At 72.6% G+C, this 25,038-nt stretch carries 26 protein-coding genes; 15 read left to right on the top strand and 11 right to left on the bottom strand.

Annotated features, from left to right (window positions below; all coding sequences use genetic code 11):
- Positions 1–52: 52 nt before the first annotated feature.
- A complete protein-coding gene (gene glgX / locus K8W59_RS17695) occupies positions 53–2,233 on the bottom strand; it encodes a glycogen debranching protein GlgX (RefSeq protein WP_223396271.1) in 2,181 nt (726 codons plus the stop codon).
- A gap of 278 nt (positions 2,234–2,511) precedes the next feature.
- On the opposite strand from glgX, the gene K8W59_RS17690 reads away from it, so the two are divergent.
- From K8W59_RS17690 to thpR, 5 genes are all read left to right on the top strand, one after another.
- Entirely contained in the window at positions 2,512–3,657 is a 1,146-nt protein-coding gene (locus K8W59_RS17690; RefSeq protein ID WP_223396270.1) for an acyl-CoA dehydrogenase family protein, read from the top strand.
- A 76-nt stretch (positions 3,658–3,733) separates the two neighbouring features.
- Positions 3,734–4,474 carry a VIT1/CCC1 transporter family protein gene (locus K8W59_RS17685; RefSeq protein WP_317846286.1) on the top strand — a complete coding sequence of 247 codons (741 nt, stop codon included), beginning with the start codon at positions 3,734–3,736 and terminating at the stop codon, positions 4,472–4,474.
- Between the two features lie 67 nt (positions 4,475–4,541).
- The gene (locus tag K8W59_RS17680) at positions 4,542–5,012 is read left to right on the top strand and encodes a DUF2231 domain-containing protein (protein ID WP_223396269.1); all 471 of its coding nucleotides are present in this window, start codon (positions 4,542–4,544) and stop codon (positions 5,010–5,012) included.
- A gap of 31 nt (positions 5,013–5,043) precedes the next feature.
- Positions 5,044–6,141 carry an ABC transporter ATP-binding protein gene (locus tag K8W59_RS17675; protein WP_223396268.1) on the top strand — a complete coding sequence of 366 codons (1,098 nt, stop codon included), beginning with the start codon at positions 5,044–5,046 and terminating at the stop codon, positions 6,139–6,141.
- Between the two features lie 17 nt (positions 6,142–6,158).
- Positions 6,159–6,722, top strand: coding sequence for an RNA 2',3'-cyclic phosphodiesterase (thpR, locus tag K8W59_RS17670; protein WP_223396267.1), 564 nt, complete (start codon positions 6,159–6,161; stop codon positions 6,720–6,722).
- A 115-nt stretch (positions 6,723–6,837) separates the two neighbouring features.
- On the opposite strand, the gene pntB is transcribed toward thpR, so the two are convergent.
- The 3 genes from pntB to upp all read right to left on the bottom strand — a co-directional run bounded on the left by pntB (position 6,838) and on the right by upp (position 10,587).
- Entirely contained in the window at positions 6,838–8,274 is a 1,437-nt protein-coding gene (pntB, locus tag K8W59_RS17665; protein ID WP_223396266.1) for a Re/Si-specific NAD(P)(+) transhydrogenase subunit beta, read from the bottom strand.
- A gap of 4 nt (positions 8,275–8,278) precedes the next feature.
- The gene (locus K8W59_RS17660; RefSeq protein WP_223396265.1) at positions 8,279–9,808 is read right to left on the bottom strand and encodes a Re/Si-specific NAD(P)(+) transhydrogenase subunit alpha; all 1,530 of its coding nucleotides are present in this window, start codon (positions 9,806–9,808) and stop codon (positions 8,279–8,281) included.
- A gap of 137 nt (positions 9,809–9,945) precedes the next feature.
- Entirely contained in the window at positions 9,946–10,587 is a 642-nt protein-coding gene (upp, locus tag K8W59_RS17655) for a uracil phosphoribosyltransferase (RefSeq protein ID WP_223396264.1), read from the bottom strand.
- A 78-nt stretch (positions 10,588–10,665) separates the two neighbouring features.
- Between upp and K8W59_RS17650 the strand changes: the two genes are divergently transcribed.
- The 5 genes from K8W59_RS17650 to K8W59_RS17630 all read left to right on the top strand — a co-directional run bounded on the left by K8W59_RS17650 (position 10,666) and on the right by K8W59_RS17630 (position 12,904).
- On the top strand, positions 10,666–10,911 hold the full coding sequence (locus K8W59_RS17650) for a ribbon-helix-helix domain-containing protein (RefSeq protein WP_223396263.1): 246 nt from the start codon (positions 10,666–10,668) through the stop codon (positions 10,909–10,911).
- Entirely contained in the window at positions 10,908–11,255 is a 348-nt protein-coding gene (locus K8W59_RS17645; RefSeq protein WP_317846285.1) for a type II toxin-antitoxin system PemK/MazF family toxin, read from the top strand. Before K8W59_RS17650 ends, K8W59_RS17645 begins: the two co-directional genes overlap by 4 nt.
- Positions 11,256–11,319: 64 nt before the next feature.
- Complete coding sequence (locus K8W59_RS17640) at positions 11,320–11,820, top strand: tRNA adenosine deaminase-associated protein (RefSeq protein WP_223396261.1); 501 nt, start codon at positions 11,320–11,322, stop codon at positions 11,818–11,820.
- A gap of 26 nt (positions 11,821–11,846) precedes the next feature.
- Positions 11,847–12,290, top strand: a complete 444-nt coding sequence (locus K8W59_RS17635; protein WP_223399894.1) for a nucleoside deaminase — start codon at positions 11,847–11,849, stop codon at positions 12,288–12,290.
- Positions 12,287–12,904: an HAD-IA family hydrolase gene (locus K8W59_RS17630; RefSeq protein ID WP_223396260.1), complete on the top strand. Its 618-nt coding sequence runs from the start codon at positions 12,287–12,289 to the stop codon at positions 12,902–12,904. Before K8W59_RS17635 ends, K8W59_RS17630 begins: the two co-directional genes overlap by 4 nt.
- A gap of 39 nt (positions 12,905–12,943) precedes the next feature.
- Here K8W59_RS17630 and K8W59_RS17625 read toward each other — a convergent pair whose 3' ends face one another.
- Genes K8W59_RS17625 through K8W59_RS17615 form a run of 3 tightly spaced genes read right to left on the bottom strand, consistent with a single transcriptional unit; the run spans position 12,944 to position 15,464 of the window.
- Positions 12,944–13,579 (bottom strand): 3-oxoacid CoA-transferase subunit B, encoded by a 636-nt coding sequence (locus K8W59_RS17625; RefSeq protein ID WP_223396259.1) that lies wholly within the window; start codon positions 13,577–13,579, stop codon positions 12,944–12,946.
- Positions 13,576–14,268, bottom strand: a complete 693-nt coding sequence (locus K8W59_RS17620) for a 3-oxoacid CoA-transferase subunit A (protein ID WP_223396258.1) — start codon at positions 14,266–14,268, stop codon at positions 13,576–13,578. Before K8W59_RS17620 ends, K8W59_RS17625 begins: the two co-directional genes overlap by 4 nt.
- A complete protein-coding gene (locus K8W59_RS17615; RefSeq protein ID WP_223396257.1) occupies positions 14,265–15,464 on the bottom strand; it encodes a thiolase family protein in 1,200 nt (399 codons plus the stop codon). The genes K8W59_RS17620 and K8W59_RS17615 overlap by 4 nt, the downstream gene beginning before the upstream one ends.
- An 82-nt stretch (positions 15,465–15,546) precedes the next feature.
- Here K8W59_RS17615 and K8W59_RS17610 point away from each other — a divergent pair, with 82 nt between their 5' ends.
- The 5 genes from K8W59_RS17610 (at position 15,547) to K8W59_RS17590 (ending at position 21,284) form a co-directional block, all read left to right on the top strand.
- Complete coding sequence (locus K8W59_RS17610) at positions 15,547–16,455, top strand: LysR substrate-binding domain-containing protein (RefSeq protein WP_223396256.1); 909 nt, start codon at positions 15,547–15,549, stop codon at positions 16,453–16,455.
- A 9-nt stretch (positions 16,456–16,464) separates the two neighbouring features.
- On the top strand, positions 16,465–17,421 hold the full coding sequence (locus tag K8W59_RS17605; RefSeq protein ID WP_223396255.1) for a helix-turn-helix domain-containing protein: 957 nt from the start codon (positions 16,465–16,467) through the stop codon (positions 17,419–17,421).
- A 114-nt stretch (positions 17,422–17,535) separates the two neighbouring features.
- Positions 17,536–19,338 carry an FAD-dependent oxidoreductase gene (locus K8W59_RS17600; protein WP_223396254.1) on the top strand — a complete coding sequence of 601 codons (1,803 nt, stop codon included), beginning with the start codon at positions 17,536–17,538 and terminating at the stop codon, positions 19,336–19,338.
- Between the two features lie 3 nt (positions 19,339–19,341).
- Positions 19,342–20,397 (top strand): maleylacetate reductase, encoded by a 1,056-nt coding sequence (locus K8W59_RS17595; protein ID WP_223396253.1) that lies wholly within the window; start codon positions 19,342–19,344, stop codon positions 20,395–20,397.
- The gene (locus tag K8W59_RS17590; protein WP_223396252.1) at positions 20,394–21,284 is read left to right on the top strand and encodes a dioxygenase family protein; all 891 of its coding nucleotides are present in this window, start codon (positions 20,394–20,396) and stop codon (positions 21,282–21,284) included. Before K8W59_RS17595 ends, K8W59_RS17590 begins: the two co-directional genes overlap by 4 nt.
- 6 nt (positions 21,285–21,290) lie before the next feature.
- Here the strand turns inward: K8W59_RS17590 and pcaDC are convergent, their stop codons facing one another.
- The 4 genes from pcaDC to pcaH are packed head-to-tail and all read right to left on the bottom strand — an operon-like array spanning position 21,291 to position 24,978.
- Positions 21,291–22,448, bottom strand: coding sequence for a bifunctional 3-oxoadipate enol-lactonase/4-carboxymuconolactone decarboxylase PcaDC (pcaDC, locus tag K8W59_RS20500; protein WP_223396251.1), 1,158 nt, complete (start codon positions 22,446–22,448; stop codon positions 21,291–21,293).
- Positions 22,445–23,608: a lyase family protein gene (locus K8W59_RS17580; protein ID WP_223396250.1), complete on the bottom strand. Its 1,164-nt coding sequence runs from the start codon at positions 23,606–23,608 to the stop codon at positions 22,445–22,447. Before K8W59_RS17580 ends, pcaDC begins: the two co-directional genes overlap by 4 nt.
- 7 nt (positions 23,609–23,615) lie before the next feature.
- Positions 23,616–24,185, bottom strand: a complete 570-nt coding sequence (gene pcaG, locus K8W59_RS17575; RefSeq protein ID WP_223396249.1) for a protocatechuate 3,4-dioxygenase subunit alpha — start codon at positions 24,183–24,185, stop codon at positions 23,616–23,618.
- Complete coding sequence (gene pcaH, locus K8W59_RS17570; RefSeq protein WP_223396248.1) at positions 24,178–24,978, bottom strand: protocatechuate 3,4-dioxygenase subunit beta; 801 nt, start codon at positions 24,976–24,978, stop codon at positions 24,178–24,180. The genes pcaG and pcaH overlap by 8 nt, the downstream gene beginning before the upstream one ends.
- Positions 24,979–25,038: the final 60 nt, after the last annotated feature.

Below are 25,038 nucleotides of genomic sequence, written 5' to 3'. Positions count from 1 at the left end.
CCTCCTGGAGGTCGAGTGCGCTACCTGTCGTACCCGCCGCGGGGCGCCGCACTCAACCCTGACGGCCGGCGGCGAGCGACGCGGCGACCGAGTAGTCGGGATCGCCCTCGGGCGCGGTGTGCTCACGCAGCACGATCATGCTGCGCGACTCCAGCACCAGCGGCTGCCCGGCCTTCCGCGGCTCGGAGCCGTCGGAGGCCGAGGCGGTGTCGACCACGACGTCCCACGCGGCGGCGTACTCCTCGGTCGGAAGCGTCACCTGGACGGCGGACGCCCCGGCGTTGAAGTAGAGCAGGAAATGGTCGTCGGTGATCGGGTTGCCCTGCTCGTCGGTCGAGGGGATCCCGTGGCCGTTGAGGTACATCCCGATCGCGTCGCCGCCGGTGCCGTTCCAGTCCTCGCCCTCCATCGCCGAGCCGTCCAGGGAGAGCCAGACGATGTCGTTGAGCCGGTCGCCGCCGTCCTGCGCGCCGGTGCGGACCGTCGTACCGGTGAAGAAGCGCTTGCGCCGGAAGGCCGGGTGCTCCTTGCGCAGCCGGGCGACCGCGGCGGTGAACTCGATGAGCGGGGTGTCCGCGTTCTCCCAGTCGATCCAGGACAGCTCGTTGTCCTGGGCGTAGGTGTTGTTGTTGCCCTGCTGGGTGCGGCCGAGCTCGTCGCCGTGCAGGATCATCGGCACACCCTGGCTCAGCAGCAGCGTGGCGAGGAAGTTGCGCTGGGCGCGGGCCCGCAGCTCGAGGATGTTCGGGTCGTCGGTCGGCCCCTCGGCGCCGTGGTTCCACGAGCGGTTGTGGCTCTCGCCGTCGTTGCCGTCCTCGCCGTTGGCGTCGTTGTGCTTCTCGTTGTAGGAGACCAGGTCACGGAGGGTGAAGCCGTCGTGCGCGGTCACGAAGTTGATCGACGCGAACGGCCGCCGGCCGGAGTGCTCGTAGAGGTCCGCCGACCCCGCCAGCCGCGAGGCGAAGTCGCCGAGGCTGGGCTCGCCGCGCCAGAAGTCGCGCACGGTGTCGCGGTACTTGCCGTTCCACTCCGTCCACAGCGGCGGGAAGCCGCCGACCTGGTGGCCGCCCGGCCCGATGTCCCAGGGCTCGGCGATCAGCTTCACCTGGCTGACCACCGGGTCCTGCTGCACCATCTCGAAGAACGTCGAGAGCTTGTCGACGTCGTAGAACTCCCGCGCCAGGGTCGCGGCGAGGTCGAACCGGAAGCCGTCCACGCGCATCTCGGTCACCCAGTAGCGCAGCGAGTCCATGATCAGCTGCACCGAGTGCGGGTGCCGCACGTTGAGGCTGTTGCCGGTGCCGGTGTAGTCCATGTAGTAGCGCTGGTCGTCCTCGACCAGGCGGTAGTAGGCGGGGTTGTCGATGCCCTTGAAGCTGAGCGTCGGACCGAGGTGGTTGCCCTCCGCGGTGTGGTTGTAGACCACGTCCAGGATCACCTCGATCCCGGCGGCGTGCATCGCCTTGACCATCGCCTTGAACTCCTGCACCTGCTGCCCCTCGCCGTGCGCGGCGTAGTCGGAGTGCGGCGCGAAGAACGCCAGGGTGTTGTAGCCCCAGTAGTTGCGCAGCCCCTTGTCCAGCAGCGTGGAGTCCTGGATGAACTGGTGCACCGGCATCAGCTCGATCGCGGTGACGCCGAGCTTCTTCAGGTGGGCGATGATCGAGGGGTGCGCCAGGCCGGCGTAGGTCCCCCGGTGCTCCTCGGGCACGTCGGGGTGCCGCATGGTGAGCCCCTTGACGTGCGCCTCGTAGATCACCGACTCGCTGTACGGCGTCCGCGGGCGGCGGTCGCCCTCCCAGTCGAAGAACGGGTTGATCACCACGCCCAGCGTCATGTGGGAGGCGGAGTCCTCGTCGTTGCGGGAGTCCTCGTCGCCGAAGGTGTAGCCGAACAGCGACTGGTCCCAGTCGATCTCCCGGCTGGTCGCCTTGGCGTAGGGATCGAGCAGCAGCTTGTGGGGGTTGCACCGCAGCCCGTTCTCCGGATCCCAGGGGCCGTGCACCCGGTAGCCGTAGAGCTGCCCGGGCTGGACCTGCGGCAGGTAGCAGTGCCAGACGAAGGCGTCGACCTCGGTCATCTCCACCCGGGTCTCGGTGAAGCCGCCGCGGGGGCCGACGGAGAACAGGCACAGCTCCACCCGCTCGGCCGGCTCGCTGAAGATCGCGAAGTTGGTGCCGCTCCCGTCGTACGTCGCGCCGAGGGGATAGGCGTTTCCGGGCCAGACCTGCACGCGGGCTCCTTGATGGATGTCTTTGGATCGATCCAAGCCTACCTGCCGGTGGGTCGGGTGCGCCGTCTGCGCCGGCCGATGCTCCGCGGCGTGCACGAACCACCCAGGAACCTGCGGCTCCTCGGGACGGCACCCTCGTGAACAGGGGGCCTCGGCGATCCCGGTCGCCGGATACTCCGTGGTTCGTGCACGCGCCGGCCGGATACCGACAGCCGTGTGGCGGAGACGACGCCCCGCGCACTCGACCCGGTCACTACCCGTCAGTAGTCTCAGGTGGCATGAAGCGCGAGATCTATGACGAGGACCACGAGGCCTTCCGCTCCTCGGTCAAGGAGTTCCTGGACCGCGAGGTCGTGCCGAACCTCGACACCTACGCCGAGAACCACGGGCTGGACCGTGAGTTCTGGCTCGCTGCGGGCAAGCAGGGCTTCCTGGGCCTGGAGATCCCCGAGCAGTACGGCGGCATGGAGGCCGGCGACTACCGCTTCAACGCCGTCCTCACCGAGGAGCTCGCCAAGGTCAACATGACCCTGCCGAGCTGCGTGGGGATCCACGCCGACATCTGCGCCCCGTACCTGGTCCACCTCACCACCGACGAGCAGAAGGAGCGCTGGCTGCCGAGGTTCTGCTCCGGCGAGCTGCTCACCGCGATCGGCATGACCGAGCCGTCCGGCGGCTCGGACCTCGCGAACCTCAAGACCACCGCGGTCCGCGACGGCGACGACTGGATCCTCAACGGGTCGAAGACCTTCATCACCAACGGCGGCTCGGCCGACCTGGTGATCGTCGCGGCCCGCACCAGCCCGGAGAAGAAGGCCAAGGGGATCTCGCTGTTCGGCGTCGACACCTCGCTGCCCGGGTACTCCATCGGCCGGGTGCTGGACAAGGTCGGCCAGGACGAGTCCGACACCGCCGAGCTCGCCTTCGAGGACGTCCGGGTCAGCAACGACGACCTGATCGGTCCGCTCGACACCGGCTTCATCTCGATGATGCAGTTCCTGCCTCAGGAGCGGCTCGGGTCGGCGATCACCAACCTCGCGCACGCCGCGGAGATCCTGCGCGAGACGATCGAGTACGCCAAGGAGCGCAAGGCCTTCGGCCAGCCGATCGGCGCCTTCCAGAACACCCAGTTCCTCCTCGCGGACCTCACGACGCGGGTCGAGGTCGCCCAGGCGTACGTCGACCAGGCGGTCCTCGCGCACACCCGCGGCGAGCTCTCCGCGGTGGACGCGGCCAAGGCGAAGTGGTGGACCTCGCAGGTGCAGAACGACGTCCTGGACCACTGCGTCCAGGTCTTCGGCGGCTACGGCTACATGAACGAGTACCGGGTCGCCCGCGCCTGGCGGGACGCCCGCGTCACCAAGATCTGGGCCGGCTCGAACGAGATCATGAAGATGCTCATCGCTCGCGACCTGGGGCTCTGAGGAGCCCCGCCCCGCGGGCTCAGGGGAGCCTCACCTTCGTTGCGCCCGACCCGGCGCTCGGGTGAGGCTGGGCGGCGTGAGCACGCAACTGGACCCCGAGCAGATCGAGCCGGAGCAGCACGCCGCCGAGCCGCACGCCGGCTCCGTGGCCGGCCGGCTCAACTGGCTGCGCGCGGGAGTGCTGGGCGCCAACGACGGCATCGTGTCCGTGGCCGGCCTGGTGATGGGCGTCGCGGGCGCGACCAGCGACCGCTCGACGATCATGGTCGCCGGGGTCGCGGGCCTGGTCGCGGGTGCGCTCAGCATGGCGGCCGGCGAGTATGTCTCGGTCTCCACCCAGTCCGACTCCGAGCGGGCGCTGCTGGCCAAGGAGCGGCGTGAGCTGGACGAGATGCCCGAGGAGGAGCTGGCCGAGCTGGCCCACCTCTACGAGGAGAAGGGCCTCAGCCCCGAGCTGGCCCGCCGGGTCGCGGTCGAGCTCACCGAGAACAACGCCCTCGAGGCGCACGCCGAGGTCGAGCTCGGCCTGGACCCCGACGAGATCACCAGCCCCTGGCAGGCCGCCCTGGCCTCGATGGTCGCCTTCACCGTCGGCGCCCTGCTGCCGCTGCTGACCATCGTGCTGACGCCGCCGGAGCACCGGCTCTGGGTGACCGTCGCCAGCGTCGCGGCCGCGCTCGCCGTGACCGGCTGGACCAGCGCCCGACTCGGCTACGGGCCCACCGGCCGGGCCGTCGTACGCAACGTCCTCGGCGGCCTGCTCGCCATGGGCGTCACCTTCCTCATCGGGTCGCTCTTCGGCACTCAGTTGGGCTGACCCGGCGCCTGGCGCCCGGCGAGCCTGCGCTCAGGCTCGTCTCATGCTCAATCACTAGCCTGGCGGCATGTTCGACACGATCGGCGGCCTGCCGCTGCATCCGCTGGTGATCCACGCGGTGGTCGTCCTCGGGCCGCTGGCCGGCATCCTGCTGATGGCCTACGTGCTGATGCCGCGCTGGCGGGGCGGGTTGCGCTGGCCGACGCTCGGGCTGGCCGCCGTGGCGGCCGTGTCCGCCTGGGTCGCCGAGCAGAGCGGCGAGGCCCTCGAGGCGCGGATCGGGGAGCCCAGGCTCGGCCACGCCGATGCGGGCGAGCTCGCGGTCAAGGCGCTCTACGTGTTGCTCGCGGTGACCGCGGTCGTCGTACTGCTCCTCCTGCGGCCGGGAGCGCAGCGCGGCGCGGCGGGGATGCTCGCGGTCGGCCTCGCCGTGCTCGCCGCCGGGTTCGCCGGGTACGCCGTCTTCGACGCCGGCCACTCCGGCGCGTCGAGCGTGTGGCTGCCCCGGATCGCCAACACCACGGGCGGCGACGGGTAGCCTGCGCGCAGTCCCGCAGACAGGAGCCGCGATGTCGACGTCGGTCACCTTCGACCAGGCCACCCGGACCTACCCGGGGAGTACGACGCCCGCCGTCGACGCCCTCGACCTGGAGATCGAGCCCGGCGAGCTGCTCGTCCTCGTCGGCCCGTCGGGCAGCGGGAAGTCCACGGCGCTGCGGATGCTCGCGGGCCTGGAGGAGGTCACCTCGGGACGCGTGCTCATCGGCGACCGGGACGTGACGAACGCGCCGCCGAAGGACCGCGACATCGCGATGGTGTTCCAGAACTACGCGCTCTATCCGCACATGAGCGTCGCGGACAACATGGGCTTCGCGCTCAAGGTCGCGGGCAGGCCGAAGGACGAGATCGCCGAGCGGGTGCGCGAGGCGGCCCGGGTGCTCGACCTGGAGGACTACCTCGACCGCAAGCCGAAGGCGCTCTCGGGCGGCCAGCGGCAGCGGGTGGCGATGGGCCGGGCGATCGTCCGGCAGCCGCGGGTGTTCTGCATGGACGAGCCGCTGTCGAACCTGGACGCCAAGCTGCGCGTCTCCACCCGCACCCAGATCGCGGCGCTGCAGCGCCGACTGGGGATCACCACCGTCTACGTCACCCACGACCAGGTGGAAGCGATGACGATGGGCGACCGGGTCGCGGTGCTCAAGGACGGCGTGCTGCAGCAGGTGGACACCCCGCTCAACCTCTACGACCGCCCCGCCAACGCGTTCGTCGCCGGGTTCATCGGGTCGCCGGCGATGAACCTCGGGACCTTCGAGGTCGACGGCGAGGACGCGCTCGTGGGCAGCGCGCGGGTGCCGCTGCCGCGCGAGACGCGGGCCGCGCTGACCGGCTCCACCGTGGTCCTGGGGTTCCGGCCCGAGGCGCTGCAGCCGGCGAGCGAGTCCGACCCGGGCGCGTTCGCCGTGCGTGCGCTGGTCGTGGAGGAGCTCGGCTCGGACGCCTATCTGTACGGCGACCCGCTCGACGCCGACGAGCTCCGCAGCGACCACCTGGTGGCCCGGGTGGCGCCCCGGTCGGTGCCGGAGAAGGGCGCGACCGTGCACTTCACCGTGGCGCCCGGCGGACTGCACGCCTTCGACCCCGAGACCGGGGTCGCCCTCCCCGCCTGAGCGCTAGCCTCGCGGCCATGAGGATGTTCGTCGCTCTGGTCCCGCCCGAGAGCACGCTGGAGCATCTGGAGGAGTTCCTCGACCCGCGGCGCGACGCGGCGGCGTTCCGCTGGACCGCGCCGGAGCAGGTGCACGTGACGCTCGCCTTCGCCGAGGACGTGCCCGAGCGGGCCCTGGACGACCTCGGCGACCGGCTGGAGCGGGCGGCGGCCAAGCGGACGGCCTTCGACACCCGGATCGCCGGCGGCGGCGCCTTCCCGAACGCCGCGCGGGCCCGAGTTCTCTGGGCCGGGCTGGACCTCACCGAGGACTCCCGCACCGAGCTCGACCGGCTGGCCACCGGTGCTCGGGCCGCGATGTCCAAGGCGGGCGCCGAGGTCGCGGGCCAGCGCTTCCGTCCGCACCTGACGGTGGCCCGGCTCGGCCGGCCACAGGAGGTCAGCAACTGGGTGCGGCTGCTCGACGCCTACACCGGGCCGACCTGGCGTGCTGACCGGATCGCCCTGGTCGCGTCGTACCTCGGGGAGGGCCCCCGAGGCCGGCCGCGCCACGAGATCGTGGCGACCTACCCGCTCGGCTGAGGGCTCCTGGGGCCGCCTATCGTCCTGACGTGCGGGGTCACACGGGTTGCCGCGACCAACCGCTGTAGGTGCGCACGTCTGGACGATATGTCCCTGCTTGCCCTCATCGACGGCCTCACAGGTCGCGGGTGATCGCCTCCACCTGCTCCTTGGCGTCCCCGAAGAGCATCCGGGTGTTCTCCCGGAAGAACAGCGGGTTCTGCACGCCGGCGTAGCCGGTGGCCATGGACCGCTTGAAGACGATCACGTCCTTGGCGTTCCACACCTCCAGCACCGGCATGCCGGAGATCGGGGAGCCGGGCTCCTCGACCGCCGCCGGGTTGACCGTGTCGTTGGCGCCGATGACCAGGACGACGTCGGTCTCGGGGAGGTCGTCGTTGATCTCGTCCATCTCGAGCACGATGTCGTAGGGCACCTTCGCCTCGGCCAGCAGCACGTTCATGTGCCCCGGCAGCCGTCCGGCGACCGGGTGGATGCCGAAACGGACGTCGACCCCCTTGGCCCGCAGCTTGGCGGTGAGGTCGGCGACGGCGTACTGCGCCTGCGCGGTGGCCATGCCGTAGCCGGGCGTGATGACCACCGACTTCGCGTCGCCCAGCAGCTCGGCGGCGGCGTCGGCCATGATCTCCCGGTGCTCGCCGTAGTCGCGCTCCTCACCCGAGACCGCGCCGTCGGAGCCGAATCCGCCGGCGATGACGGAGACGAACGAGCGGTTCATCGCCTTGCACATGATGTAGCTCAGGATCGCACCGGAGGAGCCGACCAGGGAGCCGGTGATGATCAGCAGGTCGTTGCTGAGCATGAAGCCCGCGGCCGCGGCGGCCCAGCCGGAGTAGGAGTTGAGCATCGACACCACGACCGGCATGTCGCCACCGCCGATCGCCGCCACCAGGTGGAAGCCGAGGATCAGCGCGAGCACCGTCATGATGATCAGCGGGATCACCGAGTGCGCCGACATGAACCAGACCATCAGGCCGATCGAGACCAGGATGATCCCCAGGTTCAGCAGATGCCGACCGGGCAGCGTCAACGGCTTGGACTTCATCTTGGCGCTCAGCTTGAGGAACGCGACGATCGAGCCGGTGAAGGTGACCGCGCCGATGAAGACCCCGAGGTAGACCTCGACGGCATGGATCTGCTCCATCGCCCCGGTCTTCTCCTCACCGGGCTCGAAGAAGGAGTTGAAGCCGACCAGCACCGCGGCGAGGCCGACGAAGCTGTGCAGCATCGCCACCAGCTCGGGCATGCCGGTCATCTCGACCGTGCGGGCGCGCCAGGCGCCGATCAGGCCGCCGACGACCATGGGTACGGCGATCAGCAGGGCCGTGAGGCCGACGGAGTCGGTGTAGCCCGGCAGCTCGGTCTGCCGCAGCGCCAGCACGATGGTCGCGGCCAGCGCGATGACCATGCCGACCATGCCGAAGACGTTGCCGCGCTTGGCGGTCTCGTGCTTGCTCAGGCCGGCGAGGGCGAAGATGAACAGCACGCCGGCGATGACGTAGGCGCCCTGGACCAGGCCGTCCAGGCGCTCGGACTGCAGGATGTCGGTCATCGGGTCAGTCCTTCCGGAACATCTCGAGCATGCGCAGCGTCACCAGGAAGCCACCGAAGATGTTGATCGAGGCGACCAGCACGGCGACGACGGCGAGCGAGGCGACCAACGGGTTGTCGCTGCCGACCTGCAGGATCCCGCCGACCAGGATGATCCCGGAGATCGCGTTGGTCTCGCTCATCAGCGGCGTGTGCAGGGCGTGCGCGACGTTGGAGATCACGTAGTAGCCCACGAACACCGCGAGGGCGAAGACGGTGAAGTGGGAGAGGAACTCCGGCGGGCTGACGGCCGCGATGAGTGCGAAGACCACCGCGCCCAGCGCGGCGGCGTACACCTTCTTCCGCGGGTCCGGCGGCTTCGGGGGCTCCTCCGGCTCGGGCTCCTTCGCCGGTTCGGGGTCTGGCGCGGCCGAGACCTGCACGGGCGGCGGCGGCCACATGGACTCCCCGTCGCGGGTGACGGTGATGCCGCGCTGGACGACGTCGTCCATGTCCAACGTGAGCTGCCCGTCCTTCTCCGGGGTGAGCAGCTTCATCAGGTTGACGATGTTGGTGCCATAGAGCTGGGAGGTCTGCGCGGCCAGCCGCGAGGCGAGGTCGGTGAAGCCGATGATGGTCACGCCGTTGTCGGTCACGACCAGCTCGTCGGCGACGGTGCCCTCGACGTTGCCGCCGTTGGCGGCGGCCATGTCGACGATCACCGAGCCAGGCCGCATCTTCGCCACGGTGGCGGCGTCGATCAGCTTCGGCGCGGGTCGTCCCGGGATGAGAGCGGTGGTGATGACGATGTCCGCGGCCTCGGCCTCCTCGGCGTACATCTGCGCCGTCGCGGCCTCCTGCTCGGCCGTCATCTCCTTGGCGTAGCCGTCGGCGGACTTCTCCACCTCCATGTCCACGACCACGAACTCCGCGCCCATCGACTCGACCTGCTCGGCCACCTCGGTGCGTACGTCGAACGCGCGGACCACCGCGCCCATGGACCCCGCCGTGCCGATCGCGGCGAGCCCGGCGACGCCGGCGCCGACGACGAAGACCCGCGCCGGCGGGACCTTGCCCGCGGCGGTGACCTGGCCGGTGAACTGCCGACCGAAGACGTGCGCGGCCTCGATCACCGCGCGGTAGCCCGCGACGTTGGCCATCGAGGAGAGCACGTCCATCGACTGGGCGCGGGAGATGCGGGGGACGGCGTCCATCGCGAGCGCGGTGACGCCGGCGGCCTCGAGCTTCTCGATCAGCTCGGGAGAGCGCGCGGGAGCCATCAGGGAGACGACCGTGGCGCCGCGGTGCAGCCGGCCGATCTCCTCGTCGGTGGGCGCCTGGACCTTCACGACGATGTCGCTGTCCCAGACCTCGCCGCCGTCGCCCACGCGGACGTCGGCGGCGGCGAAGGCGTCGTCGAGCTGGTCGGCCTGCTCGCCGGCACCCGCCTCGACGACCACGTCGTAGCCGAGCTTCTGCAGCTGCTCGGCGGTCTTGACGGTGGCGGCGACGAGGGTCTCACCGGACTTGGACTCGCGGGGGATGCCGATGCGCACGGCGGCTCCTGAGGCTCGGGGTCACGGCAGTGTCTGCGGCCGCGGACTCCGTTGTCCGGGGCAGGATGCAGGGTCAACGTACAAGAGACCGAGCCGGTTGTGGGGGTGTCCCACGTGGGGTGGGTCACCCCGCGGTGCTACTCCGCGAGCCCGTAGAGCCGGTCCCCGGCGTCGCCCAGGCCGGGCACGATGTAGCCCTTCTCGTTCAGCCGCTCGTCCATGGCGCCGGTGACGACCGTGACCGGGACGTCGACGCCCTCCAGGCCCGCCTCGAGGTTGTCCCGCCCCTCCGGCGCGGCGAGCAGGCAGATCGCGGTGATGTCGTCCGCGCCGCGATCGACGAGGAACCGGATGGCCGCCGCAAGCGTGCCGCCGGTGGCGAGCATCGGGTCGACGACGTAGCACTGCCGGCCGGACAGGTCCTGCGGAAGGCGCTCGGCGTACGTCGTCGCCTCCAGCGTCTCCTCGTTGCGCACCATCCCGAGGAAGCCCACCTCGGCCGTCGGCAGCAGCCGCATCATCCCGTCGAGCATGCCGAGACCGGCGCGGAGGATGGGCACCACGAGGGGGCGCGGTGTGGACAGCCGGGTGCCGGTCATCGGCGCGACCGGCGTGCGGACGTCGTACTCCTCGACCCGAACGTCGCGCGTGGCCTCGTAGGCCAGCAGCGTCACCAGCTCGTCGGTGAGCCGGCGGAACTCCGGCGAGGAGGTGCGCTCGTCGCGCAGCGCCGTGAGCTTGTGGGCGACGAGCGGGTGGTCCACGACGAGGGTGCGCATGGGGAGAACCTTAGGGGGTCGCGTCGTCGGGCGAGATTGGCCTGGAGCCCGATGGTTATACCGGGTTATACTAGTGCGGTGAAGACTGCCATCTCCGTCCCCGATCGCACCTTCGAGCGCGCCGAGCGCGCGGCCCAGCGCCACGGCCTCAACCGGTCGCAGCTCTACGCCACCGCGGTCGAGCGCTATCTCGACGAGCTGGAGGCGGGTGACCTGACAGCGGCCATCGACGCCGTGGTCGAAGTGGCGAACGCCGACCACGCGACCGGCGACGCGGCGAGCGCCGGGCGCCGGGTGGTGGCGGACGGCGACGAGGAGTGGTGAGGCGCGGGGACATCCATTGGGTCGACCTCGGGCGGCCCGACGGGGGTAGCGCGCCGGCGAAGCGCCGACCTGTGGTCATCATCCAGTCCGACGACTTCAACCGGAGTCGGCTGGCCACGACGATCGCGGTGGTGGTGACGTCCAACACCGCTCTGGCCGCCATGCCCGGCAATGTGTTCCTCCCGACGGCAGCAACCGGCCTGTCGAGGGACTCGGTGGCCAACGTGACGGCGCTGGTGACGCTGGACCGGCGGGACCTGGACCCACACCCGGCGGGGCAGGTGCCCGGGCACCTGCTCGATGAGATCGCGGAGGGCATCCGGCGCGTGCTCGCCCTGTCCTAGCCTCCCGCGCCCCAGCAGCGGCAAACCACTGGTGGCGGTGGGGTGCGTCTGTCACGCTGGAGCCGTGAGCAGCGACGAGCTGGGGGGACCGGCCGGCATCGAGGTCGACTACGCCCTCGCGGCCTACCCGGTCGAGGACGAGGAGTGGGAGCTGGCGGACATCTCGCCGGACCATGTCACCGACCTGGACACCTTCCTCGCCGCGCTGCGTCAGTGTGCCGACGACGTGCTCGGGGTCGTGGCGATCGACGAGGCGTTCTTCGTGCTCGCCCGCGTCGAGGGCAAGGACGCGCGGCTGCTGCTCTCCGACGTCACCGCCGCCGACGAGTGGCCGCTGGCCAAGGACGTCGTGGAGCGCCTCGGCCTGCCCCTGCCCGAGGACGACGACGACCCCGTGCCGGCCGGCGACCTCGAGCTGGTCGACGACCTCGGCGTCGACGCCGTCGAGCTCGCCCAGCTGCTCGACGACGAGGACCTGGTCCCCGACGACGTGCTCTCCGAGGTGGCCGCCGGCCTGGGCTTCGGCGAGCTCTTCGACGAGGCCGTGGGGCTCGAGACCGCGTGAGGCCGGAGCTCCGCTGGGGCCCGGCGATGGACGAGGCGCTCGTCGAGGCACGGGCCGCGCTGGCCACCGGCGACGTGCCGATCGGCGCCGTCGTGCTCGACCCCGCCGGCGAGGTCCTGGGCCGGGGGCGCAACCTGCGCGAGGCCCACGCCGACCCGACGGGGCATGCCGAAGTGGTGGCACTCCGGGACGCTGCCGGGCGTCGGGGCGAGTGGCGGCTGGACGGGCACACCCTGGTCGTGACGCTGGAGCCGTGCACCATGTGCGCCGGGGCCGCCGTACTCGCCCGGGTGGAGCGGGTGGTCTTCGGCCCCTTCGACGAGAAGGCCGGAGCGGTCGGATCCCTGTGGGACGTGGTGCGCGACCGCCGGCTCAACCACCGGCCCGAGGTGGTCGCCGGGGTGCGCTCGGAGGAGGCGTCGGGGCTGCTGCGAGACTTCTTCGCGCGCCGGCGTGAGGAGGAAGCGTGAACGAGGTCGTGCTGTTCGACAACGACGGGGTCCTGGTGGACTCCCTCGACGTCACCGACCGTGCCTGGACGCAGTGGTCGGAGGAGTACGGCCTGGACCCGGCCGAGGTGCTCGGCGGCATCCACGGGCGCCCCGCGTGGATGAGCATGGAGGTGCTGCTGCCGCCCGAGCAGCGGGCCGAGGGGCTGGAGCGGATCGTCGAGATCGAGCTCGCCGGCAGTCACGACCTCCGGCCGATCCCCGGGGCGGTCGAGCTGCTCGACTCGATCCCAGCCGACCGCGCGGCGATCTTCACCTCCGCGACGCACGCGCTGGGGCTGGCCCGGCTCACGTCCGCGGGCATCCCGATCCCGAAGGTGCTGCTCACCGCCGAGGACGTGACCCTCGGCAAGCCCGAGCCGGAGGGGTGGATCACCGCCGCCCGGCTGCTCGGCGCGAAGCCCGCCGACGCGGTCGTGCTCGAGGACAGCCGCAACGGCATCCTCGCGGCCCGCGCCGCCGGGGTCGGCCGGGTGATCGGGGTCGGCGAGGCCACGCGGGACTACGACGTCGACGCCGTGGTCCCCGACCTTACCGCCTGCCGCTGGGACGGCGAGCGCCTCGTCGTCGACTGAGTCGACCGAGGTGCGCGAGCCGGAGCGGGCCGGCGTGGCTCAGTCGGTCAGGGGGACGTCCAGGCGCGCGGCCAGCTCGTCGCGGGTGATCCCGCGGAGGTCGCGCACCCGCACCACACCGTCGGCGATCTCGAAGACGCCGTGGTCGGTGTAGGCCCGCGAGACGCAGCCCAGCCCGGTGAGCGGGTAGGTGCACTGCGGGACCAGCTTCGGCGAGCCGTCCTTGGCGAACAGGCTCATCATCACGAAGACGGACTTCGCCCCCGTCGCCAGGTCCATCGCGCCGCCGACGGCCGGGATCGCGTCGGGCGCGCCGGTGTGCCAGTTGGCCAGGTCGCCGTTCGCGGCCACCTGGAAGGCGCCGAGCACGCAGACGTCCAGGTGGCCGCCGCGCATCATCCCGAAGGAGTCGGCGTGGTGGAAGTAGGAGCAGCCGGGGGTCTCCACGACCGGGACCTTCCCCGCGTTGATCAGGTCGGGGTCGACCTCGTCGGGGTGGGCGGCGCGGCCCATCCCGAGCATCCCGTTCTCGGTGTGCAGGGTGACGTCCTGCTCCGGTCGCAGGTGGTCGGCGACCAGCGTGGGCTGGCCGATGCCGAGGTTGACGTAGGCCCCGGCGGGGATGTCCGCGGCCACCAGGGCGGCCATCTCGTCACGGGTCAGTCGCTCGCTCATGCTTCGGGCTCCTGGTTCTCCACCGGCGGTGGGTCGGCCACCACGACCCGGTCCACGAAGATCCCGGGCGTCACCACCGACTCGGGGTCGATGTCGCCGCGCGGCACCACCCGGGTCACCTCGGCCACGGTGGTCGCGGCGGCCGAGGCCATGATCGGCCCGAAGTTCCGGCCGGTCTTGCGGTAGGTCAGGTTGCCCGCCTCGTCCGCGGTGTGCGCACGGATCAGTGCGACATCGCCGTGGATGGGGTACTCCAGGACCTGTAGCCGGCCGTCGATCTCCCGGGTCTCCTTGCCCTCCGCGAGCAGCGTGCCCGCGCCGGTGGGGGTGAAGAAGGCCCCGATGCCGGCCCCGGCCGCGCGGATCCGCTCGGCGAGGTTGCCCTGGGGCACCACCTCGAGCTCGATCCGGCCCTCGCGGTAGAGCCCGTCGAAGACCCACGAGTCGGTCTGCCGCGGGAAGGAGCAGATGATCCTCCGCACCGCCCCGGTGGCCAGCAGGGCGGCCAGGCCGGTGTCCCCGTTCCCGGCGTTGTTGTTGACCACGGTCAGGTCCTTCGCGCCGGTACGGCGCAGCGCGTCGATCAGGGCGAAGGGCAGCCCGGCGCGCCCGAAGCCGCCGATCAGCACGGTCGAGCCGTCCTCGACCCCCCGCACCGCCTCGTCCGGCGAGGCCGCCACCTCGATCACGGTGCCCCCGTCGCCGGGTTCTCCAGCACGACCGCCAGGCCCTGGCCCACGCCGATGCAGATCGCGGCGACGCCCCAGCGCTCGCCGCGCTCGCGCAGGTCCTTGGCGAGGGTGCCGAGCACCCGGCCTCCGGAGGCGCCCAGCGGGTGCCCGATCGCGATCGCCCCGCCCCGGGAGTTGACCAACTCGGGGTCGCGCAGGCCGCGGTCCAGCCACGCGTCGACGCAGGCCAGCGACTGCACAGCGAAGGCCTCGTTGAGCTCCACCGCGCCGACGTCGGCCCAGCCGACGCCGGCGGCGTCCAGCGCCTTCTGCGCCGCCTCCACGGGGGCGTAGCCGAACATCTGCGGCTCCAGCGCGTGCGCTCCGCGACCGGCGATCCGGGCGACCGGCTCGGTGCCCAGCGGGGCCTCGCCGGAGGCGATCACGAGCGCGGAAGCCCCGTCGTTGAGGGGAGATGCGTTGCCCGCGGTGATGGAGCCGTCTTTGCGGAAGACCGGCTTGAGGCCGGCCAGCTTCTCCGTCGACGAGTCCGGGCGGATGCCCTCGTCGCGGGTCAGGTCGCTCCCCGGGACCGGCACCACCAGGTCGTCGTAGAAGCCCTCGTCCCACGCCTGGGCGGCCAGCCGGTGCGAGCGGACCGCGAACTCGTCCTGCCGCTCCCGGGAGATCCCGAACCTCTCGGCCAGCTGCTCGTTGGCCTCCCCGAGCGAGACCGTCCACTCCTCGGGCATCCGCGGGTTGACCAGCCGCCACCCGAGCGCGGTCGAGACCAGCTCGGTGTTGCCCGCGGGGAAGGCGCGCGACGGCTTCGGCACCACCCACGGCGAGCGGGTCATCGACTCGACCCCGCCGGCCAGCACGACCTCGTGGTCGCCGGTCTCCACGGCCCGCGAGGCCGCGATGGCGGCCTCCAGCGAGGATCCGCAGAGGCGGTTCACGGTCACGCCGGGCACCGAGACGGGGAAGCCGGCCAGCAGCGCGGACATCCGCGCGACGTTGCGGTTGTCCTCGCCCGCCCCGTTGGCGTTGCCGAAGATCACGTCGCCGACGAGGTCAGGCTCGAGGCCGGGGACCCGCTCGACGACGGCGCCGAGAGCCACGGCCCCCAGGTCGTCGGGGCGGACGTCGGCGAGGGCGCCGCCGTACCGCCCGAACGGGGTGCGCACGGAGGCGTAGAGGTAGGCGTCGGTCATGGACTCGACAGTAGTGCGGCCCAATCTTCGGGTCCAACGCACAGTTGTGCAGAATCGATCGTCAACAGTGAATAATGGCGGGATGGAGGTCCGCCAGGCCCGCTACTTCGCCGCCGTCGCCGACGAGGGCCACTTCGGTCGCGCGGCCGCCCGGCTGCACGTTGCCCAGTCGGTGGTCTCGCAGCAGGTCGCCAAGCTGGAGCGGCAGTGCGGCTTCGCCCTCTTCGACCGCACCACCCGCCGGGTCGAGCTGACCGACGGCGGCCGGGCGCTGCTCGTGCACGCCCGCCGGCTCCTGGCCGCGGCCGAGAGCGCCGACGCGGACGCCGCCCTCGTGGCCGCCGGGCGGCTGGGGCGGGTCTCGGTCGGGTTCGTCGGGACGGCGACGTACGACGTCCTCCCGCGGGTCGCGCAGCGGGTGCGGGCCGAGCGCCCGCGGATCGACCTGGACCTGCGCGGGGAGCTGCTGGCGCCGGAGCTCTTCGAGGGGGTCGAGGAGGGACGCTTCGACCTCGCCGTGCTGCGGGGGGAGGCGCCCGAGGGGGCACGGGTCGCGGTCAGCCGGCTGCGGCGCGAGCGGCTGGTGGTCGCCGTACCCGAGGACCACCCGCTCGCCGACGCGGACGCGATCGAGCCCGCCGCGCTGGCCGACGAGCCGTTCGTGACCTACCCCGCGCACGAGCGGTCGGCGATGCACGACGTCGTCCTCAGCGTCTGCCGCGACGCCGGCTTCCGCCCGCCGTCGGTGCTGGAGGTCCAGGAGACCGCGACCATCGTGGTCTTCGTGGCCGCCGGCGCCGGGGTGGCGCTGGTGCCCGAGCCCGTGCGCAGCCTCAGCGTGGCGGGCGTGCGCTACGTCCCGCTCGCCGAGGAGCGGTACGTCGACCTCCGGCTCGCCACCCCGGCCGGACCGCTGGCCCCCGCGGTGGCCGCCGTCGCGGAGGCGGTCGTCGCCATCGCGTCCGAGGGTGCGCGCGGCGCCGCTGGCTAGACTCGCGGGATGACGCAGGTCACAGCCCAGCCTGCACCGGTGTCCTTCACGACCGAGGGGATGCCTGACGAGCAGCGCATCGAGCGGTGGGAGGGGCACAACGAGGACGCCCTGATCGGCCTGCGCTGCCGCACGCTGTCCGGCGAGCAGCTCGAGGCGACGGAGACCAACCTCCAGCTCGACCGCCTGCACCTGGCCCGCGTCAGCGGCACCTCGCACGTCGTGGAGCGCGACGCCGACTGCGTGCGGCGCCGGCCCACTGAGGCGATCGCCGTCTACTTCGGGCTGTCGGGGCAGGCGTTCTACTACGACGAGGACGGCGCGCGCACGGCCCAGCCGGGTCAGGCGCTGATCTGCGACGCCGACCGGCCGTTCCTGCGCGGCTTCTCCCAGGGACTGGAGGAGCTGGTGCTCAAGGTGCCCCGGGAGGTCTTCACCGAGGCCACGGGGGTGGGGGACCTGGAGGCGCCGGTGACGGTGGACTTCGGGTCCGGCCGCGACTCCTTCGCCCACGCCCTCGCCCGGCACGTCGGAGGCGCCGTACGCGACACCGACCCGGCCCCGGCGGACGAGGCCTTCCTCCTGGAGCTGCTGACCGCGGTGGTCGCCGGCCGGGGCGAGGCGACCCCGTCGGCGCACCTGGTCGCCGCACGCACCTACATCGACCGGCACCTGCGCGACCCCGGCCTGTCCGCGGCGCGCGTGGCCGACGCCGTCGGGGTCAGCCCCCGGCACCTCTCGCGGGTCTTCGCCGACGCCGGCGAGAGCGTCCCGCGCCACATCCTGGGCCGTCGGCTGGACCTCGCCCGCCGGCAGCTCGAGCGGCCGGAGACCGCGGACCTGGACATCGCCGAGATCGCCCGGCTCAGCGGCTTCGTCTCGGCGTCGCACTTCTCCCGCGCGTTCGTCGAGCGGTACGGCGAGCGCCCGGGCGACGTACGCCGCGGTCTCGCCCGGCTGTCCTGAACCGGCCGCTCTTGCCGGGATCGGACGAGAACCCGCCGATCCCTCGATCCGCGGCGTGTGACGGCGAACACTCGGCGCAGAGGCCGGCGAGGGTCCGGTCGGGGAAGGTGAGCCATGCCCGCGTTCGATGACGGCCAGACCGAGACCGAGCTGCCCGACTCCCGAGTCGTCGAGACCGACGTCCTGGTGGTGGGCTCGGGGCCGGCGGGCGCCTCCGCCGCGCTCTACCTGTCCACCCTCGGCATCCCGAACATCATGATCACCAAGTACCGCTGGACCGCGAACACCCCGCGGGCGCACATCACCAACCAGCGGGCGATGGAGATCTTCCGCGACATGGGCATCGAGGAGCAGGTCCTCGCCGACGCCACCCCGCACGCGCTGGTCGGGGACACGGTGTTCTGCACGGCGATCGCGGGGGAGGAGATCGGCCGGATCCGGACGTGGGGGACCCATCCCGCCCGGGAGGCGGACTACCAACTCGCCTCCCCGTCGTTGGTCGTCGACATCCCGCAGACCTACCTGGAGCCGATCCTGGTGCGCAACGCCACCGAGCGCGGCACGCACGCCCGGTTCTCCACCGAGTACCTCTCCCACGAGCAGGACGAGGACGGGGTATCCGTCCGCGTGCTCGACCGGCTCACGGGGGAGGAGTACACGATCCGGGCGCGCTACCTGATCGGCGCCGACGGGGCGCGGAGCAAGGTGGCGGCCGACCTCGGGCTGCCCTACGAGGGCGCGATGGACATCGCCGGCTCGATGAACATCACCTTCAAGGCCGACATCGCGGCCTACTGCGAGCACCGGCCCTCGGTGCTCTACTGGGTGATCCAGCCGGGCTCCAACGTCGGCGGCATCGGCGCCGGGCTGGTCCGGATGGTCCGGCCGTGGGACGAGTGGCTGATCGTGTGGGGCTACGACATCGCCGGCCCGCCGCCGGACGTCGACGACGAGGCCGCGGTGGAGATCGTGCGCAACCTGCTCGGCATGCCCGACCTCGACGTCGAGATCACCGGCTACTCCCTGTGGGGCAACAACGAGATGTATGCGACGCGCCTGCAGCAGGGCCGCGTCTTCTGCGCCGGCGACGCCGTGCACCGGCACCCGCCGTCGAACGGGCTGGGCTCGAACACCTCGGTGCAGGACTCCTACAACCTCGCGTGGAAGCTGGCCGCCGTGCTGAGGGGGTACGCCGACCCGTCCCTGCTGGACACCTACACCGACGAGCGGGCGCCGGTCGCCGAGCGGATCGTGAAGCGGGCGAACAAGTCCAGCCGGGAGTTCGCGGACCTCTTCTCCGCGCTCGGCGTCACCGACGCCGAGACCGAGGAGGAGATGCTCCGCCAGCTCGAGGAGCGCAAGGCCAACACCCCGGCCGGCGCGGCCAAGCGCGAGGCGCTGGTGAAGGCGATGGAGCTGAAGAACTACGAGTTCAACGCCCACGGCGTGGACCTCGGGCAGTTCTACGAGTCCTCCGCGATCGTGTCCGACGGCAGCGAGCTGCCCGCACCGACGCGGGACCCCGATCTCTACCACCAGGTCTCGACCGTGCCGGGCAGCCACCTGCCGCACGCCTGGGTCGGCGACTCGCTGCACCGCCGGGCCGCGATGGACCTGGCTCCCTACGACCGCTTCACCCTCATCACCGGCATCGCCGGCGAGGCGTGGGCCGAGGCCGGGGCGGCGGTCGCCGAGGAGCTGGGGGTGCCGCTGGAGACGGTGGTCATCGGTCCGGGCCGGGCGGTCAACGACCTCTACTACGACTGGGCCAAGCAGCGCGAGGTCGGCGAGGAGGGCGTGCTCCTGGTCCGTCCTGACAAGCACATCGGGTGGCGGTCGATGAGCCTGCCGGAGGACCCCGCGGGCGCCCTGCGGGACGCGCTGACCTCGCTCCTCGGCCGCGCCGGGGAGGGGTGAGGCATGGAGTTCGTGCACCAGACGCTGCCCCAGCGGGTGCGGTTCGCCCCCGGGCAGGCGGCCGCGGGCGTGGCCGCCGAGGTCGCGGAGCTCGACGGCCGCCGGGTGATGCTGATCGCCAGTGACCGCGAGGCGGAGGACGCCGCACGGATCGCGGCGGACGTGCCGGTGGTCGTCTCCCACCACGAGGTGGCGATGCACGTGCCGGTGCCCGTCGCCGAGCGGGCCCGCGAGGTCGCCCGGCAGCACCGGGCGGACGTCGTCCTCACCATCGGCGGCGGCTCGGCGACCGGGCTCGGCAAGGCTGTCGCGCTGACCTCCGGGCTCCCGGTGGTCGCGGTGCCGACGACGTACGCCGGCTCCGAGGCGACCGACGTCTGGGGGATGACCGAGGACGGAACGAAGACCACCGGGGTCGACGCGCGGGTGCTGCCGCGGTCGGTGGTCTACGACGCCGGGCTGACGCTCTCCCTCCCGGTCGACCTGACGGTCGCCTCCACGCTCAACGCGCTCGCGCACTCCGTGGATGCCCTCTGGGCGCCGCGGGCGGACCCGATCAACGCGGCGCTGGCCCTCGAGGGCGCGCGCGGCCTGGTGTCCGCGCTGCCCGCAGTCGCCGACGAGCCGGAGGCGATGCCCGGGCGCGAGGGGCTGCTGTACGGCGCCTACCTCGCCGCGGTGGCGTTCACCTCGGCCGGCTCCGGCCTGCACCACAAGATCTGCCACGTGCTCGGCGGCCGGTTCGACCTGCCGCACGCGCCGACCCATGCCGTCGTACTCCCGCACGTGCTCGCCCTCAACGCGCCGTTCGCGCCCGACGCGGAGCGGCGCCTGGCCGACGTGTTCGACGCCGACACGGCGGTGGCGGGGCTGGAGGCGCTCCGCCGCCGGGTGCGCGCGCCAGGGGCTCTGCGCGACCTGGGCCTGCGCGAGTCAGACATCCCGGACGCGGCCGAGGCGATCCTCCCGGTCGTCCCCGCGTCCAACCCGGCCCCCGTGGGCCGGGACGAGCTGGAGCGCCTGCTCCACGATGCATGGGAAGGGACGGATCCACGATGAACCACCAGTCCGACGACCAGCAGGTCGCCGTCGAGGAGGACCTGGTCGAGCGGGTGCGCGGCTCGCTCGCCGGCACCGCGGACGCGCGGGTCCACGAGGTGATGGACTCGCTCGTGCGGCACCTCCACGCCTTCCTCCGCGAGGTCCGGCTCACCGAGGAGGAGTGGAAGGCTGGGATCGACTTCCTCACCGCCTGCGGCGACATCACCGACGAGAAGCGCCAGGAGTTCATCCTGCTCTCCGACGTCCTCGGCGCCTCGATGCAGACGATCGCGATCAACAACGAGGCCTACGCCGACGCGACCGAGGCGACGGTCTTCGGCCCGTTCTTCGTCGAGGACTCCCCGGGCATCGAGCTCGGCGGGGACATGGCCGGCGGCGCGCCGGGGCAGCCGTGCTGGGTCGAGGGGACGGTCCGGACCGTCGACGGCGACCCGGTCCCCGGCGCCCGGGTCGAGGTGTGGGAGGCCGACGAGGACGGCTTCTACGACGTGCAGTACGCCGACGAGCGGGTGGCCGGCCGTGCCCACCTCTTCACCGACGAGGACGGGGGGTTCCGCTTCTGGGCGGTCACCCCGACGCCGTACCCGATCCCCGACGACGGGCCGGTCGGCCGGCTGCTCGACGCGACCGGTCGGTCGCCGATGCGGGCCGCGCACCTGCACTTCATGGTCACCGCCGACGACCTGCGCACCCTGGTGACGCACATCTTCGTGCGTGGCGACGACCACCTCGACTCCGACTCGGTGTTCGGGGTGAAGGAGTCGCTGGTCACGGACTTCGAGCCCCAGCCCGCCGGGACGCCGACCCCGGACGGCCGGGACCTCGCGGACCGGGACTGGGCGCGTGCCCGCTTCGACATCGTGCTCGCGCCCGCGGGAACGTGACCGGCGTCAGGCGTCGTCGTCGGCGAGCGCCTGCTGGGCGATCTTGAAGGCGGTGTTGGCGTCGGGGACGCCGCAGTAGATCGCCGACTGCAGGATCACCTCGCCGATCTCGGCGACGCTCAGCCCGTTGCGGCGGGCCGCGCGCACGTGCATCGCGAGCTCGTCGTGGTGGCCGCGCGCGATCAGCGCGGTGAGCGTGATCATCGAGCGGGAGCGCCGGTCCAGGCCGGGCCGGGTCCAGATCTCGCCCCAGGCGTAGGTCGTGATGAGGTCCTGGAACTCCGCGGTCAGGTCGGTCGCCGCGGCCGAGGCGCGGTCGACGTGCTCGTCGCCGAGCACCTCCCGGCGTACCTTCATCCCCGCCGCGCGGACCTGTCGCCCGGTCCGCGTCGCTGGCTCGGCGGTCTCGGCGTGCTCGCGGATCAGCGCGGCGATCTGGTCGGGCTGCTCGGCGGGTGGCAGGTGCGCCGCGGCGTCGAGGACGGCAAGCTCGCCGTGCTGCACGCCGTCGGCGATGTGCCGCAGCGAGGCGGGCGGCGTCGGGACGTCCTCCGCACCGGCCACGGCGAGGACGGGGACGGCGATCTCGGCGAGCCGGTCGCGCACGTCGAAGGCGGCCAGCGCCTCGCAGGCGGCGGAGTACGACGGCCCGTCGGCCGCCGTGAGCGCCGCCAGCAGGTCCTCGGCGATCGCGGGCGCTCGCTCGGTGAACCCGGCGGCGAACCAGCGGGCGGGCGTGGCCTCGACCAGCGCCCCCGTGCCCTCGCGGCGGACGAGCTCGGCGCGCTCGGCCCAGCTCTCGGAGGTGCCGATCTTCGCGCCGGTCGAGATGAGGGTGGCCGTGCGCACCCGGTCGGGGTGGTCGAGCAGCAGCTGCAGCCCGGTGGCCCCGCCGAGGGAGTCGCCGGCGTAGTGGAAGGCCTGCCCGGGGGCGAGCTCGTCCACCGCGGCGACCACCGCAGCGGCGAGACCGGCGACGTCGAAGTCCTGCGCGGGCTCGCTGTCCCCGTGGCCGGGCAGGTCCCATCCGACGACCCGGAAGTCGTCGCTGAGGTCGCCCGCGACGCCGGTCCACAGCGAGCGCGCGGACGTGCCCAGCGAGGGGCCCAGCACCATCAGCGGGGCCTCGGGGTCGCCGCCCAGCTCGGTCAGCGTCAGTCTCATCGGTCCTCCTTGGCCCGCGCGAGCGCGGCGTCGATGATCGCGTCGGCCTCGCCGAGGTAGGCCCGCGGGTCGGTCGTCTCCACGCCGAGAGAACGGGCCTCGGCGAGCAGGTCCTCGGCGGCCGCGTCGGCGTTCGCGGCCATCCGGCCCCGGTCCGCCCGCAGGCCCTCCAGCAGGTCGGCGGTCTGGGCGCCGGCGATGACCGAGGAGCGCACCAGCTCCTGCAGGGCCGGCCACTCGGCGTGCCAGCCGCCGTCGGCGCGCTGGTCCACCTGGGCGGCCGCCGCGGCATGCAGGGTGGCGCCGAGGGGCGGGGCCGCGATGGCCGCGCTCCGCACGAGCACCGACAGCACCGGGTTCTGCTTGTGCCGCATCGTCGACGAGCCGCCGCCGGCGCCCTCGCGGAGCTCGCCGACCTCGGGCCTGCTGCCCAGCAGTACGTCGTTCGAGATCCGGCCCCACGCGTCGTGGCAGCCGACGAGCGCGTCGCCGAGCCGGGTGACCGGGGCCCGGGTGGTGTGCCAGGGCGGCGCCTCGGCGAGCCCGAGCTCCCGCGCCAGGCGGGCGCGCAGCGTCGCCGGGTCGCCCTGGGTGCTGACCCCGGCCAGCGTGCCGGCGGCGCCGCCGAGCTGCAGGGGCAGCCGGTCGACGGCGCTGCGCAGGTCGTCCGCGGCATCGAGGAGACCGGTCAGCCAGGAGGCCGCGACCAGGCCGAACGTCGTGGGCACCGCGTGCTGGGTGAGAGTGCGTCCCGGACGCACGCTGGCCCGGTGCTCCTCGGCCAGGCTCGCGCAGCGGCCGGCCTGCCGGGCCAGGTCGGCCAGCACCCGCCGGGCGCCGTCGCGGGCGCACAGGACCAGCGCGGTGTCCATGACGTCCTGCGAGGTGAGCCCCCGGTGCAGTGCCGCGGCGGCGTCGGCGGCCCCGGCCTCCTCGAGCCGGGTTCGCAGCAGGCGTACCAGCGGGATGACCGGGTTGCCGCCCGCCGCCGACTGCTCGCCCAGCCGCTCGGCGTCGCCGTCGCGCAGCAGGGCGCCCAGCCGGGCGTCGTACCCCCTCACGGTGAGCCAGGCCTGTTCCACCTCGACGAGGCGGCGCAGCAGCGCCTCGTCGGTCATCACCTCCGCGGCGGCTGCCGCACCGGACCGGAACAGGCTCACGGCACCATCATGACCGGTGTCGCGGATAGGTGAGGAACACCGTCTCGTCCGGGCCCTGCAGGCGCAGGTCCCACACCAGGTCGCCGTCCTCCTCGCGGGCGAGCAGCGTGCGTCGCCGGTCCTCGGGCAGCCCGGAGAGCAGCGGGTCGGCGGCCTGGGCGTCGCCGTACCCCGGGAGGTAGATGCGGGTGAAGAGTCGGTTGAGCAGCCCGCGGGCGAAGACGGTGAGCGCGAAGAACGGCGCGCCGCCGTCCACCGGGCCCGGACGCAGTGTCACGAAGTCGTAGCCGCCGTCGGTGCGGGTGGACGCGCGGCCCCAGCCGGTGAAGGTGGCGCCGTCGCGGCGCAGGCTCCCCTCGCGCTGGACCGGCCGGCCCTCGGGGTCGGCCTGCCACAGCTCGAGCAGCGCGTCGGGCACCGGGGCGCCGTCGCCGTCGAGCACGCGGCCGCGCAGCCGCACGGTGTCGGGGTGACCGGCGGGGGCGAGGACGTGGTCGCCGGGGAAGGGCAGGGCGTAGCCGAAGAACGGGCCGATCGTCTGACCCGGCGTCGGGGCCAGGTCGCGGGGCTCAGTCATCCTCGGCCTCCAGGGGGGTGCGGTGGGCGCCGGTGAGCACGATGTCCCAGCGATAGCCGGTGCTCCACTCGTGGCTGGTCACGTCGTGGTCGTACGTCGCCACCAGCCGCTCGCGCGCCCGCGGGTCCACGATGCTCTGCAGGATCGGGTCGAGGTCGAAGAGCGGGTCGCCGGGGAAGTACATCTGGGTGATCATCCGCTGGGTGAAGTCGGTGCCGAAGAGCGAGAAGTGCACGTGGGCGGGACGCCAGGCGTTGTGGTGGTTCTTCCACGGGTAGGGGCCCGGCTTGATCGTGGTGAACGTGTAGCCGCCGTCGGCGTCGGTGAGGCAGCGGCCCACGCCGGTGAAGTTCGGGTCGACCGGCGCGTGGTGCTGGTCGCGCTGGTGGATGTAGCGTCCCGCGGCGTTGGCCTGCCAGATCTCCACGAGCTGCCCGGCCACGGGACGACCGTCGCCGTCGAGGACGCGGCCGGTGATCACCATCCGCTCGCCGATCGGATCGCCGCTGTGCTGGATGGTCAGGTCCGCCTCGACCGGGTCCACATCGCTGTGCCCGAAGCAGGGGGCGAGCAGCTCGACGCCCTCGGGGTCGGCGTGGTGCGGGTCCTTGGTGGGGTGGCGCAGCAGGCTGGAGCGGTACGGCGGGTAGTCCAGCCGCGGCTGGGTCTCCTCGGTGCCGTCCCCGCCCTCCTCGCGGACGCGCTCGTAGGACTCGCGGATGCCGCGGATCTCCGCGTCGACCTCCGCCTGGCTCGCGGCGGCCGCGTCCGGGTCGGTGCTGGGGTTCGCCATGGGCCGACCCTAGGTGTCGGCGCTTCGGCGGTCGTACACTCGTCTTCCGTTCAGTGGAAG

This window comes from Nocardioides rotundus (genome assembly GCF_019931675.1).
Lineage (GTDB): Bacteria > Actinomycetota > Actinomycetes > Propionibacteriales > Nocardioidaceae > Nocardioides > Nocardioides rotundus.
Note: the sequence above shows the minus strand (reverse complement) of the source record. Positions and strands in the feature narration are given on the sequence as shown.

Bases quoted from the DNA above. Each gene is read 5' to 3' on its own strand.
- K8W59_RS17690 (WP_223396270.1), top strand. From the start codon at position 2,512: ATGAAGCGCGAGATCTATGACGAGGACCACGAGGCCTTCCGCTCCTCG.
- K8W59_RS17680 (WP_223396269.1), top strand. From the start codon at position 4,542: ATGTTCGACACGATCGGCGGCCTGCCGCTGCATCCGCTGGTGATCCAC.
- K8W59_RS17675 (WP_223396268.1), top strand. From the start codon at position 5,044: ATGTCGACGTCGGTCACCTTCGACCAGGCCACCCGGACCTACCCGGGG.
- thpR (WP_223396267.1), top strand. From the start codon at position 6,159: ATGAGGATGTTCGTCGCTCTGGTCCCGCCCGAGAGCACGCTGGAGCAT.
- pntB (WP_223396266.1), bottom strand. From the start codon at position 8,274: ATGACCGACATCCTGCAGTCCGAGCGCCTGGACGGCCTGGTCCAGGGC.
- upp (WP_223396264.1), bottom strand. From the start codon at position 10,587: ATGCGCACCCTCGTCGTGGACCACCCGCTCGTCGCCCACAAGCTCACG.
- K8W59_RS17635 (WP_223399894.1), top strand. From the start codon at position 11,847: ATGGACGAGGCGCTCGTCGAGGCACGGGCCGCGCTGGCCACCGGCGAC.
- K8W59_RS17625 (WP_223396259.1), bottom strand. From the start codon at position 13,579: ATGAGCGAGCGACTGACCCGTGACGAGATGGCCGCCCTGGTGGCCGCG.
- K8W59_RS17615 (WP_223396257.1), bottom strand. From the start codon at position 15,464: ATGACCGACGCCTACCTCTACGCCTCCGTGCGCACCCCGTTCGGGCGG.
- K8W59_RS17610 (WP_223396256.1), top strand. From the start codon at position 15,547: ATGGAGGTCCGCCAGGCCCGCTACTTCGCCGCCGTCGCCGACGAGGGC.
- K8W59_RS17605 (WP_223396255.1), top strand. From the start codon at position 16,465: ATGACGCAGGTCACAGCCCAGCCTGCACCGGTGTCCTTCACGACCGAG.
- K8W59_RS17600 (WP_223396254.1), top strand. From the start codon at position 17,536: ATGCCCGCGTTCGATGACGGCCAGACCGAGACCGAGCTGCCCGACTCC.
- K8W59_RS17595 (WP_223396253.1), top strand. From the start codon at position 19,342: ATGGAGTTCGTGCACCAGACGCTGCCCCAGCGGGTGCGGTTCGCCCCC.
- K8W59_RS17590 (WP_223396252.1), top strand. From the start codon at position 20,394: ATGAACCACCAGTCCGACGACCAGCAGGTCGCCGTCGAGGAGGACCTG.
- pcaDC (WP_223396251.1), bottom strand. From the start codon at position 22,448: ATGAGACTGACGCTGACCGAGCTGGGCGGCGACCCCGAGGCCCCGCTG.
- pcaG (WP_223396249.1), bottom strand. From the start codon at position 24,185: ATGACTGAGCCCCGCGACCTGGCCCCGACGCCGGGTCAGACGATCGGC.
- pcaH (WP_223396248.1), bottom strand. From the start codon at position 24,978: ATGGCGAACCCCAGCACCGACCCGGACGCGGCCGCCGCGAGCCAGGCG.